Genomic DNA, 12559 nt, shown 5'->3' with positions numbered 1-12559 from the left:
TTCAAACCTCAAAACCCATTATAACTTAAAACTATGATAAAATAGCATTCGGTGATTATATGAGTTTTAAAATAGGAAATTATGTAGTAAATAACAAATTAATATTAGCTCCAATGGCGGGTGTTTCAAACCACCCTTTTAGATTAATGGCACGCCAGTTAGGTGCTGGTGTGGTTTTTGCTGAAATGGTATCTGATAAAGCAATCTTTTTTCAAAATCCTAAGACATTGGAAATGCTTTTTATGACAACAGAAGAAAAACCTGCAGCACAACAAATATTTGGTAGTGATTTAAAAACTATGGTAGAAGCAGCCATTTTTATTGATAAAAATTCGAATTGTGATTTTATAGATATTAATATGGGTTGCCCTGTACCTAAGGTAGCAATTGGTGCACAAGCAGGTGCATCTTTAATGAAAGATCCTCAAAAGATATATGATATTGTTAAAGCAATAAGAGAAAATGTATCTAAACCGGTTACAGTAAAGATTAGAAGTGGTTGGGATAGTGATTCGGTCAATGCTGTTGAGGTTGCTAAAATGATTGAAAAAGCAGGTGCATCTTTAATTACTGTACACGCTAGAACGCGTGCACAAGGTTATAGTGGTGAACCGGATTTAGATGTCATTAAAGCAGTTAAAGATGCTGTAAGTATTCCTGTTGTAGGTAATGGCAATGTTGTTGATGGTAAAAGTGCTAAACATATGCTAGATTATACCGGATGTGATGCAGTGATGATTGGTCGTGCATCATTAGGTAATCCTTGGATATTTAGAGAAATCAATGCATATTTAAATAATGAAGAAGCACCTGTTAGAACTTATGAAGAAGTTAAAACGTTAATGATTAGACATTTTGATGATCTAGCGAGATTAAAGGGTGAACATACAGCATGTTTAGAAATGAGATCACATGGGCCGTGGTATTTAAAGGGTCTTCCTAAAGCAAGTCAAGTTCGAGCTAAATTAGCTAGAACTGAAAACAGAAAAGAATACATGGAAAACTTAGAAAATTATTTTAATGAAATAAAAAATGAACCAATAGATGTTTTGTAATAGATTATTTTTTGTATTAAAAATATGATATAAATCTAACTAAAATTGTTTCGTAAAAAAAGTTTTATTTTTTTGATAAAAAGACTTGCAATCACTTTGTATGTTTGGTATACTTGGATGAAATGTAAGTCCTAAAGAAAACACTTTATGGTCTCAAAATGGAAACACACCTTCTTATTAGGACACGTAATAGTGTCTTTTTTTTAGGAAAAAATTACATTTTAAAAAAAGGAGAAGATACATATGAAAGAAAAAGACATTGTCGGATATTTACCTGATGATCGACCATCAATCGGTAAATCAATCGTATTTGCACTACAACAATTTCTGGTTATGTTACCAGCAACAGTTCTAGCAGCAATCATTATGAATGGTTTTGGATTAGAAATATATTCCATACCAGCAGCAATACTTGCAAGTGGGATAGCAACGATTACATTTTTAGTTGTTACTGGTTTTAAAATCCCATTATATTATGGTTCATCATTTTCATACATTGGTGCAGTTGCTATTGTCGTTACTTATGGTATTGACAATCTTCAATCATCATCTACAGTCTTAGGGTCTGTTTTAATTGCTTCCGTATTAAGCGGATTAATGTCAATTGGAGCGGGCCTTTTAATTAGGTATTTTGGTAAAGATAAGATAGATAAAGTCTTACCAGGTCATATTACTGGTATGATTGCTATGATCATTGGTCTTGTCTTATCAGGAAATGTAATGAATGGTATATTAAATGTAGGCCCAGCAGGTGGTGTGGACTGGTTAAGTGTATTGGTTGCATTTGTTACATTCCTTACAATATCAATACTAACAATCATACTTAAAAAAGGGTTTGTATCTCAAATACCAATTTTAATTGGTGTAGCAGTTGGAGTTGTATTATCATACTTACTATGGGTACCTGTAAGCAATGGTGTTTGGAGTTTTGATAATATGGCTAATTATTTTGATGGTATTATGAGTACTCAAACAGTTAAGTTATTAGATGTGATGCCATGGGTTACAATTCCTGCAGCATTTAATTCACCTGAATTAATTGGTGTAGCAATTATAGCAATCTTTCCAATTGCTTTTGCAACAATTCCAGAATCAGCAGCTCACGTTAACCAAATTGATCTTTATGTAAATAACTTATCTAAAGAAAAAAATGGTAAAGACTATGAAATTAGAAACATGCTAGATACAAACTTAATTGGTGATGGTATTGGTGACATCGTTGCAGTATTAAGTGGTGGACCTGCAGGGACTAATTATGGAGAAAATGTGAGTGCTTCTGCAGTAACAAAGAACTTTTCAAGTTATGTATTCTTAATAACAGGTATACTTGCAATTGTTGTTGGGTTATTACTTGAAATATTAAACTTAGGTAATTTAAGTTTAATTATTACAAATCCGGTTATACAAGGTGTATCACTATACTTATTTGGTGCAATTGCTGTACAAGGTATTGCACTAATGATTGAAAAGAAAGTAGACATATTTGATCCTAAAATTATTGCTGTCATGGCGTTTATTGGAATTGTTGGTTTAGGTGTGGACTCAATTCCTGTAACAAGTACGTTTGTACTTCCAGGACTCGGTGTTGCTGCTTTAGGTGGCATCATATTAAATATATTATTTAACTTCTTAGATAAAAATAAAAAATAATAAAAAATTAAGGGTATTTGCTTTCAGCTTAAGCAAATACCCTATTTTATTTATATAAAGTTTTTTGTATTAGAAATTATGCAACAAGGTTGGCCATTAATGCAAAATATACAATAAATAATATACCTGAACCATATATGATTGGATGAACATCTTTAATTTCACCACGAACAAGCTTGATTAAAGTATAAATAATAAACCCAAATGCAATCCCATCAGCAATACTTGATGTAAATAACATACCTGCAATAACAACAAATGATGTAATTGCAGAAGTCATATCTGACCAATCAATTTCTTTTAATTGTTGAGACATTAATACCCCAACTAATACAAGAGCACCAAGCGTTACAGATGAGTGTGTAAAGACATTAAACACTGGGAATAGTGCAAGTGATACTAAGAATAATAAAGCAACAATAACAGATGAAAATCCTGTTTTAGCACCAGCTTCTACACCAGTTGTAGATTCAACATAAGAAGTAATTTCAGGTGTACCTAATGTTGATGATACTAAAGTACCAATTGAGTCAGCTAATAAAGCTTTATCAAGATTAGGAATATTTCCATCTTTATCTTCTAAACCAGCACCCTTTCCAACTGCAACAAGTGTACCTGCTGTATCAAATATATCAACAAATAATAATGCGAATACTAAGAATAGAGTATTAAATAATGGTTGACTAAATACAGTTTTAAATCCTTCAAAAACACCAACAAATGCAACATTTGGAATATCAGCAAAGGCATCATAATTAAATGAACCAAATGAAGGCATATTTGCCACACCAAATTCACCTAATAATAAACCGACTAAAGCTGTGACAACAATAGATATAATAAATGAGAATTTAGATATACCATGTTTTAATGTATGAACTACAAAAATTACAACCACACTAAATAAACCAAGTAAAACGGATGGATTTGTTAGATCACCTAAAGAAAGTTGATCGTTCCAAACAAACACACCTGAAAGTCTTAAACCTACAAATGCGATGAAAAATCCAATACCCACACCAATTGCAGCTTTTAAATCCTTAGGAATTGCATCAATTAAGGTTCTTCTTAATGGTGTTAATGAAATAATTAGAAATAATACACCACCAATAAAACTTAATGCTAAAGCTTCTTGCCATGTGTAACCATATTGACCAATAATTACACCTACAAAGAATGCATTCACACCCATACCAGGTGCTAAACCAATTGGTAAGTTTGCAAGAAGTCCCATAACTAAGGTTGCAATAAATGCACCAACAACAGTAGCAAAGAATACACCACCATAAGGAATACCTGCTTGACCTGACCATAAACCGGATGCAATACCTGGGTTTACTACCAAGATATAGCTCATTGCTAAGAATGTAACGATTCCTCCGATAATTTCAGCACGGAATGTTGCACCACGTTCTTCAAATTTGAAGAATTTTTTAATTTGATTCATTGACTTTCTCCTTTTTCTTTTTGTTTGAAAGAGTGTCAGAAAAAATAAAAAAACCATTTGATCTTGCTGAAGGATACAAAGGGTTTCTATCTACATGACAACTTAAAAAGAAAAGTTGCTCATCGTAGTCACTTCATTTTACGGTGAAGTGGTAGAAACTCTGGCTACCATATTTAGCCAATTATACGACAAAACTATCAAACATGAAAAAAGTATATCATGCAATTTTTATTAAATCAATCAAAATCAAATAAAATACATAATTTTATGATTAGTTTAAAAGTTTATGATAAATATTTTTTTGTTCAGGTGTTAAAACAACTCTTATAATAATGCCATCATCATAATAATTCGTATCTAAAATTGTACATTCATTTTTAATTTTTTGATAAATTGATGATTGATCATATGGTAATTTTAATACATAAATTCTAGAGTCATTATATATATGTGCATCAATAGATTGGTAAAGATCGTTTATACCTTCACCTGTTTTATTTGAAATTAATAAATAGTCTTCATGAATATTAGGTATATGATCTAACTTATCTTTTTTTGTTACAACAAGTAATCTGGGCGTATTTTCAACGCCTAAGTTTTTTAATATTTGTCTAGTAAAATCTATTTGAAGTTCTGAATAATTTATGCCATCAACAATATGTAGAATTAAGTCAGCAGTAGTAATATCAGATAAAGTAGATTCAAAGGATTGAATTAACTCTGGAGGTAATTTAGAGATAAACCCCACAGTATCTATTAATATAAAGGGTGGATGATTATCTTTTTGAATTCTTTTAGCTTTTGTATCAAGGGTTGCAAATAGCATATCTTTTTCAAATACTTCATTTTTATTTGTACCATAATTAGTCGCTAAATAATTCATTAAAGATGATTTACCAGCATTCGTATATCCAACAAGTGCAACAACAGGTATATTGTTTTTTAAACGTTTAGCATTTGCAACTTTTCGTTCCTTTTTAATGTTTTCTAAAGCATTTTTTAGTTTACTAATATCTGAATAAAGTCTACGTCTATCTGTTTCTAATTTGGTTTCACCAGGCCCTTTTGCATTAAAAGATCCACCACCTTGACGTGATAGTGATTTACCCATACCTACAAGTCTTGGTAACATATATAATTTTTGAGCTAAATCAACTTCTAGCATTGCTTGTCTAGTATTTGCTCTTTGGGCAAATATTTGTAATATTAAAAATGATCGGTCATATATTTGAACCTCTAAGGCTTTTTCTAAATTTCTAATTTGAGCAGGAGATAATGTATCATCAAATATAACCATATCAATTTCATATAAATCAACCATCTGTTTGATTTCTAAAACCTTACCACTACCAATAAAATATTTAGGTTCTATTTGATTTAGTGTTTGAATTACTTTTTCTACAGTTTCTATATTACATGCTTTAGCTAGTTCTTCTAGTTCATTAATAGACTGTTTTGTAAAATTTAGTGTGCCTTGATAGTTTAATGCAACAAGAATTGCTTTATCAAACTTCTGCATACTTTTCACCCCAAGCTCTAAGTGCATCAATAACAGGTTTTAAACTATAACCTAATGGGGTAAGTTCGTATTCTACTTTTGGAGGAACAACTGGATAAACGGTTCTTTCAAGTAGACCATTAGATTCTAAACTTCTTAAATTTTGAGTAAGTACTTTTTGTGAAATAGAACCTATAGAACGTTTAAGTTCAGAAAATCTTTTTTTGCCGTCCATTAAATCTCTTAAAATTAAAAATTTCCATTTTTCTCCAAATAATACAACTGCACGTTCAACCGAACAACTTTGCATCATAATCACTCCTTAGTTTAGTTAAGTACCTTGGTAACTAAATGATACCACATAGATTATAACATATTCATAACATATTAATACGCCGTAATTATGCAAACAATAACGATTATTCACACTATACTATGATATAATCATAAATAAGGAAGACATGAGTAAAGAGGGTGATTTTATGCCGGTTTGGGCAAGTAATTTAACATGGTGGACATTATTAGATTTCTATTTAATATATATATTAGTGCTATTTATTTTGAAATTTGTTTTTCATAATAAACGTATATTATCGATGTTTTCATTTTATATTGCGATGATTATACTGTTTGGTGTTGCAAGCCATTTTGGTCTTAAAATAGCAAAACTAATTAATGAGGAACTACCAGTTATTTTATTAATATTTATTATAGTAGTAGGTGCGCCAGACTTTAGATTAACGTTAGAATCATTATGGAAAGAAACGTTAAGACAAGGTAATATTATCATGGGTAGTGAGCGCACAAAAACAGAAATTATTAAAGCTGCTCAAAGTTTATCAAAAAGACAGATTGGTGGTCTAATTACAATTGAAAAACATAATAATTTAGATCAGTATGCCTCCCGTGCGATTACCTTAAATTCTGATGTTTCAAGCGAATTACTAATAAATATATTTGAACCAAATACACCTCTACATGATGGAGCAGTTATCGTTAGAGGCGATAAAATAGTGTGTGCTGGAGCTTACTTTATTTTATCAAGTAATGAAAACTTTGAAAAAACCACAGGCTCAAGACATCGTGCAGCGCTTGGTATATCTGAGATTACAGATTCTTTAACAGTGGTGGTTTCAGAAGAAACAGGATCTATTTCTATATCAATTAATGGTGTGATGACAAAAATGAAAGATGAAAGTACGTTAAATGAATACTTAACGTTATTTATGAAATAAGGAGTTTATAGTCTAATGAAAAATATACTTAAATTTATAATTGAACCAATTAGATTCATTGGCTCTAGAGGATTTGCCGAATCAGTCATTAAATTTTTTGACCGTCATGAATGGTTGATTTATTTGGTAGCATTTTTTATTGCCCTATTAGCGGTATTCTTTATATATATTCAGCCGGTTTTATAGGTAGTAATTATGATAGCTTATACACAACATCCTATATTTGGACTAATTTTATCCTTTTTTATCATTATTTTTGTAATTACACAATCTATATTAAGAGAAAATATATTAAAAAATAGATTAACATTCTCATTTATTAATTTAGCTTTGTTCATAGTAGCAATGTTTATATACGATTCTCATATCATTATTAATGAAAATTACTTATTAGTATATATAATCTATTTATATTTTAATTACTTCATATTTTTAATTTCTTTATATAATACATTTAGAAACGCAATCACAAATGCAAGTCAATACCAATTATTTATTAAGGGTGTAAAAAACACTAAATGGAATGTTTATTACGTAGTTGATCATAAAGAACGTATCAAAGATATTTCAGTTTCACTTTTAAGAGAACTTAACTTAGATAAATCAGATGTTATTGGTAAAAAGTTATTTCAAGTATTTAACTCTAAGGTTCGTTTTACACATATGAATGGTGAAGAAATAAATAATAGAACATTAGAAAAATACTATAATGACTATAAAAAAATAGTTAGACCTAATGATTCTGAAGATATCGAACTACACTTATTAAATTATAATGGGGAATCAATCGTGCTACATTTAAATACGCAACCTTTATTTACAATCGGTAAATATAGAGGACGTATGGCAGTAGGTGAAAAAAAGACTGATGAAACATTAATGGAAGTTGAACGTGAATTAAAGAAAACAGATTATGAATTAGAATCTATACGTCATAAGTTTATAGCGACAATAGAACTATCAGAAGATGGTTTATTCTATATTAATCTAGACGATAAAGATATCTGGATTAATGATGTCTTAAAAAATCAATTAAAACTACCTACAAACACACTTGATGTTAATGAATATAGAACATTAATCGAACCCAATGATTTAAAAAAGTATCTTCAAATTATTAGTGATTTAACTCCAAATAAACCAAGTTACTCAGTAAGTTATAGACTACATACAGATAATCAAATTATATGGATTAAAGAAAAAGGTAAGAGATTATTTGAAGATAAACAAAGTGCTGTTATTATGGGGATTATGACACCAATACATTCACAACACTTTAGAAAAACAGGAATTGAAGTTTTAGATTCTCTTAAAGACGAAAACTATATCCTACCAGATTTAAAAGCTTTAATTCAAAGTGGTAGACCATTTCAACTAGCTATCATTAATTTAAAAAACATACCTAAAATTAATGAAACGCATGGAAGAGAAATAGGAAATATGATTATGGGGCAATATATTGCCACATTAAAACAAACATTTATTACAGAAAGTTCAGATATATACCGATTAAGTGGGTTAGAATTTGTAATAACAATTACTGACCAAAGAAAGATGGCATCTTTATATAAAGGTATCAAGGCAGAAGAAAATCATTTAAATATGACCGTAGATTATGGTTCAATTACAGCAGAACTTGAAGTGTTTATTGGGATTGCCACAATGTATGATGATGCAGTGAATGCACAAGACTTATACCAAAATGCGTATCAAGCATTAAAAACTGCTCAATTACCACAATATAAGGGGCAAGGATGTTACTTTAAGGACATCAAGTAAAATAAATGAAAAAATCAGAACTCAGAAAACAAATTATAGAAAATAGAAAAAAGTTTGATCAAGCTAAGATTATTTCAAGTTCAAAAAATATTATTCACAAACTTAGTGAAGATGAACACTTTTTAAAAGCGGATTTTGTAGGTATTTATCATCCTACAAAAAACGAAATGGATTTAACGAGTTTAATTAATATGTATCCACAGAAGGGATTTGCATATCCAAAAATTATTAATGATAAAATAATGTATCTTCAAATTGATAAAAATACTGTATTAAAAAAATCAAACTTTGGTGTTAATGAACCGGTTTATGGATTTGATATCACTTCAAAACTTGAAGTGATACTAGTTCCAGCACTTGGTATGACTAAAGATAATTACAGATTAGGTTATGGCAAAGGATATTATGATAAATTTTTCAAAGTTTATTCAAATCCATATAAAATTGGTATAATTTATGAGGAAGAAGAAATTTCATTTGAAATTATGCAATATGATGTTAAATTAGACACATATTTTAAGGGTTAGGAAAATAAAATGATTATTGAAACAGAATTTGGTAACTTTGAATTAATAAAAAATTATAGAGATGCATTTGATTTGGTAAAATTTACTGAACGTTATGTGGATGTTGCTTTTGATAGATACACATTTTTAGTGGGCGATATGGCAAGCGATATACTAAGAATCAAAGGATTTAGCCAGGATCCTAAAGGTGTAAATGGATATAAGAAAATTCCTGACTATATTAATGAGTCTTGTAACCACAATTGTCCATTTTATGTGCTAAAACGTATTAAAGATAAAGAAACTAAAGTATAATTTAATATATCTTATATAATAGATATAGTTTAAGGAGTGTTGTAGAATGAGTTTAGAAGTAATGACAGAACAAGTTAGTCAAATAATTAAAAGAGTAAGACCTTACATACAAAGAGACGGTGGAGATATTGAACTAGTCAATATTGAAGATGGTATCGTTTATGTTAAAATGGGCGGCGCATGTGATGGTTGTGCTGCAATCGATATTACATTAAAACAAGGAATAGAAACAATGATGCTGGAAAATGTTCCAGGAATTATTGCGGTGGTGACGATATAATATGTTTACAGTACCTGAAGCAGTTTTAATTACATCAATCGCATCAATGATAATTGCCCAGGTAATTAAGTTTTTTGTTGATGGAATCACTAATAAAAAACTAGATGAAAGTATTTTAATTTCAACAGGTGGCATGCCTTCTAGTCATAGTGCACTTGTTACATCACTTGTTGTATCTATTGGTATGTTTGACTTTTATGAAAGACAAACAATGAGTATTGGTCTTGCAATAGCAATTGTAGTAGCACTTGTAGTTGTTCATGATTCAATGGGTATTCGCTTAGAAGCAAGTAAACATGCGATGGAATTAAATGTAATTAAATATAGATTAAATTTAATAGAAAATATTGATATTGAAGAAAAGAAATTAAAAGAAAAATTAGGTCATAAACCTAAAGAAGTTTTAATGGGTATCCTTTTGGGTGCAGCGTGTGGAGTTATTGGATTTTTCATATTTAAATAGTAATGAGAGACTTTGGTATAATTACAGATTCTACAATTGAAAATAAACTATTAATAAACATTTTTAAAGATGCGTCTAACGTGTCTTTATTATTTATGTATGAAGGTAGATTTGTAGATGAAAAAACCATTATTCAAAATAATTTAAATGAATCTAATATATTTATAGATTCAAAAATCAACCCTAAAGGATTTATGGATGCGATTATTCATCAAAAACAATTAGGTTATAAACGCATCTTAATATTAACATCTAGTAATATTTTAACTACTAGTTATAAAGAAGCTATGCTAGCTAAATCAATACTTGATGATGATTCAATAGATATTATAGATACTAAAACATTTGGACCGGGTATTTTATATTTACTAGAAACATTAGATAACTTAATTAAAAAGGGATTAAGTTATTCGAAAATCATCGATAAATTAAATGACTTAATTGATCAATCAAAAACACTTATCATAACTAATGATTATAAACGTCTAAGAAATCATAAGGGGTTCATTAAATGTATAAAACCCTTTATCAAATACTATATAATGAGTAAAGATAAGGATTATAATTTAGAAAAAATATTTTTTAAAGAAAGCCAATTATTAAATTATATTAATTTGTTAATAACCAATTATAAAGGTTTTTCTAAAGAAATTAAAACTTATATATTTAGCGGATTAAATGTAGCTTCAGCTAAATTTATTCAACATCATTTATATAATTTTAATAATCAATTCAGTGCAAACTTATATGAAAATATATCTTATAGTATTTTATATAAGTGTGGCATGAATTGTTATGGCATATTTTTGGGAAAAGAGGTAGATGATTTATGACACTTACAAAAAGACAATGGATTTTATTTACATTATTTATTATTGAATTTGCTTACACACTGCTTAATGTATCACTTTCAGGAGATTTAAGAATATTATCAAGTAACTTATCAACATTATTATTTTTAGGTGCGCTTTATTTAGAACATAGTTTTCATAGTAAAAGAGTATTACTTTTATCTGGTGTATGGTTAATTGTAAACGGCATATTTTTACTCTTTCAACTTGTACCTTCAGTTTTATTAAGCCTTCATTATTTATCTATTATATTATTAATTTCACTAATTATGTCTTATATAGCCATTTATTTCTTTTCTATGAAATACTATAGATCAGAGTTTTTTGATAAAAAAGATAATATTAAAGTAACTATATTTGCACTACCTTTAATACTTTTTAATATATATTCTATTTATATGTTCTTTTCTATGTTAAATACTTCTAATATTTTACTTATATTATATGGGCTTGTTGGTTATTTTTCTTCAATGATCATACCTGTTGCAATCATTTTATATACCTGGTTAAATTATAAAAACATCAATTAAATCAAATATGACAAAAATATCATACATAATGTATAATTTACTTGACATAATGTAAAATATATTATACAATTAAATCGGATTACAAAAAGTAGTCAATAAGGAGATTAAAAAATGTCGTACTTTGAAAGAAGATCATTATTTGGTGTAATACACACTATAGTAGCAACAATATTATTTTACATCCTTTATTTGAGTCCAAAACTTATTGGACAAACAGAAGTTGATCTTAAAAGTTGGGGACTTGCCTTTATTACATATTTAGGGATCTTAATTGCAACAAGAATCTTAGTTATCATTATTCATACAATTATAGAAGGTATTATTGTTTATGGTAAAGATAAAGAAAGTTATGCTTCATTTTATAAAGAAGATGAAAGATATAAGAAAATTGATATTAAAGCAAGTAATGCAATAGGTTCATCCATATCTATAGGATTTTTAACTGCAATGATTATGTTAGCATTCGGTTCACCAATACTTCATTTATTTTATGTAATGTTTGCAGCAATAATTATTGCAGGTATTCTAACGGATTTATTAATTATCTATTATCATCAACGAGGTATTAAATGAAATATCAAATAACAAATAAAATCAAATTGTTTCGCTTACAAAACGATGATATGAGTCAAGACAAATTAGCAAATCTTACAGGTGTTTCGCGTCAAACAATTAATGCTATTGAAAAAGATAAATACTCACCATCTTTAGAATTAGCATTTAAGATTGCTTTAGTTTTTAATGTAACTGTTAATGATGTCTTTTTCTACGAAGAAGAAAAAAAGTAAAAATTAATAAAACCGTATTAAAACTTATCCTTTACTAAGAGTAAAAAAACTAATGAAGGATAAGTTTTTTATATAAATTTATATATTTTTACAAAATTTATATACTTTAAAAAGCTTTCCTTTATATGAGTCATTAAAAATGTTATAATTAGATGAAAATAT

General features: G+C 28.6%; 16 protein-coding genes and 1 riboswitch. Of the genes, 13 read left to right on the top strand and 3 right to left on the bottom strand.

All coding sequences use genetic code 11. The annotated features are described in order from the left end of the window. Window positions 1–59: 59 nt before the first annotated feature. A complete protein-coding gene (dusB, locus tag G324_RS0103120; protein ID WP_025724944.1) occupies window positions 60–1055 on the top strand; it encodes a tRNA dihydrouridine synthase DusB in 996 nt (331 codons plus the stop codon). Between the two features lie 243 nt (window positions 1056–1298). Continuing rightward, window positions 1299–2705, top strand: a complete 1407-nt coding sequence (locus tag G324_RS0103115; RefSeq protein ID WP_025724943.1) for a uracil-xanthine permease family protein — start codon at window positions 1299–1301, stop codon at window positions 2703–2705. A 76-nt stretch (window positions 2706–2781) separates the two neighbouring features. Here G324_RS0103115 and G324_RS0103110 read toward each other — a convergent pair whose 3' ends face one another. The 3 genes from G324_RS0103110 to G324_RS0103100 all read right to left on the bottom strand — a co-directional run bounded on the left by G324_RS0103110 (window position 2782) and on the right by G324_RS0103100 (window position 5960). Continuing rightward, entirely contained in the window at window positions 2782–4152 is a 1371-nt protein-coding gene (locus G324_RS0103110; RefSeq protein WP_035357250.1) for an NCS2 family permease, read from the bottom strand. Window positions 4153–4257: 105 nt separating this feature from the next. Then, a riboswitch (purine riboswitch) is annotated at window positions 4258–4361 on the bottom strand. Window positions 4362–4423: 62 nt separating this feature from the next. Further along, entirely contained in the window at window positions 4424–5671 is a 1248-nt protein-coding gene (gene hflX / locus G324_RS0103105; protein WP_025724941.1) for a GTPase HflX, read from the bottom strand. Continuing rightward, the gene (locus G324_RS0103100; protein ID WP_162146853.1) at window positions 5658–5960 is read right to left on the bottom strand and encodes a winged helix-turn-helix transcriptional regulator; all 303 of its coding nucleotides are present in this window, start codon (window positions 5958–5960) and stop codon (window positions 5658–5660) included. Before G324_RS0103100 ends, hflX begins: the two co-directional genes overlap by 14 nt. A 151-nt stretch (window positions 5961–6111) precedes the next feature. On the opposite strand from G324_RS0103100, the gene cdaA reads away from it, so the two are divergent. The 11 genes from cdaA to G324_RS0103045 all read left to right on the top strand — a co-directional run bounded on the left by cdaA (window position 6112) and on the right by G324_RS0103045 (window position 12397). Continuing rightward, window positions 6112–6885 (top strand): diadenylate cyclase CdaA, encoded by a 774-nt coding sequence (cdaA, locus tag G324_RS0103095; RefSeq protein ID WP_245587889.1) that lies wholly within the window; start codon window positions 6112–6114, stop codon window positions 6883–6885. Between the two features lie 15 nt (window positions 6886–6900). Beyond that, complete coding sequence (locus G324_RS07970) at window positions 6901–7071, top strand: hypothetical protein (protein WP_156921273.1); 171 nt, start codon at window positions 6901–6903, stop codon at window positions 7069–7071. A gap of 9 nt (window positions 7072–7080) precedes the next feature. Next, a complete protein-coding gene (locus tag G324_RS0103085; RefSeq protein ID WP_025724938.1) occupies window positions 7081–8664 on the top strand; it encodes a sensor domain-containing diguanylate cyclase in 1584 nt (527 codons plus the stop codon). Window positions 8665–8669: 5 nt separating this feature from the next. Then, window positions 8670–9191 carry a 5-formyltetrahydrofolate cyclo-ligase gene (locus tag G324_RS0103080; protein ID WP_025724937.1) on the top strand — a complete coding sequence of 174 codons (522 nt, stop codon included), beginning with the start codon at window positions 8670–8672 and terminating at the stop codon, window positions 9189–9191. Between the two features lie 9 nt (window positions 9192–9200). Beyond that, a complete protein-coding gene (locus G324_RS0103075) occupies window positions 9201–9485 on the top strand; it encodes a YutD-like domain-containing protein (RefSeq protein ID WP_025724936.1) in 285 nt (94 codons plus the stop codon). 46 nt (window positions 9486–9531) lie between these two features. After that, window positions 9532–9765 carry a NifU family protein gene (locus G324_RS0103070; RefSeq protein ID WP_025724935.1) on the top strand — a complete coding sequence of 78 codons (234 nt, stop codon included), beginning with the start codon at window positions 9532–9534 and terminating at the stop codon, window positions 9763–9765. 1 nt (window position 9766) lies between these two features. After that, window positions 9767–10228 (top strand): divergent PAP2 family protein, encoded by a 462-nt coding sequence (locus G324_RS0103065; protein ID WP_025724934.1) that lies wholly within the window; start codon window positions 9767–9769, stop codon window positions 10226–10228. Between the two features lie 2 nt (window positions 10229–10230). Further along, a complete protein-coding gene (locus G324_RS0103060; RefSeq protein WP_162146852.1) occupies window positions 10231–11061 on the top strand; it encodes a DegV family protein in 831 nt (276 codons plus the stop codon). Continuing rightward, window positions 11058–11609 carry a hypothetical protein gene (locus G324_RS0103055; RefSeq protein WP_025724932.1) on the top strand — a complete coding sequence of 184 codons (552 nt, stop codon included), beginning with the start codon at window positions 11058–11060 and terminating at the stop codon, window positions 11607–11609. The genes G324_RS0103060 and G324_RS0103055 overlap by 4 nt, the downstream gene beginning before the upstream one ends. 111 nt (window positions 11610–11720) lie before the next feature. After that, window positions 11721–12182 (top strand): hypothetical protein, encoded by a 462-nt coding sequence (locus tag G324_RS0103050; RefSeq protein WP_162146851.1) that lies wholly within the window; start codon window positions 11721–11723, stop codon window positions 12180–12182. Beyond that, complete coding sequence (locus G324_RS0103045; protein ID WP_156921272.1) at window positions 12179–12397, top strand: helix-turn-helix transcriptional regulator; 219 nt, start codon at window positions 12179–12181, stop codon at window positions 12395–12397. The genes G324_RS0103050 and G324_RS0103045 overlap by 4 nt, the downstream gene beginning before the upstream one ends. Window positions 12398–12559 lie beyond the last annotated feature (162 nt).

It is taken from the genome of Acholeplasma granularum ATCC 19168 (genome assembly GCF_000526235.1).
Lineage (GTDB): Bacteria > Bacillota_I > Bacilli_A > Acholeplasmatales > Acholeplasmataceae > Acholeplasma > Acholeplasma granularum.
The sequence above is the reverse complement of the archived record's forward strand: the minus strand, read 5'-3'. Positions and strand labels throughout refer to the sequence as shown.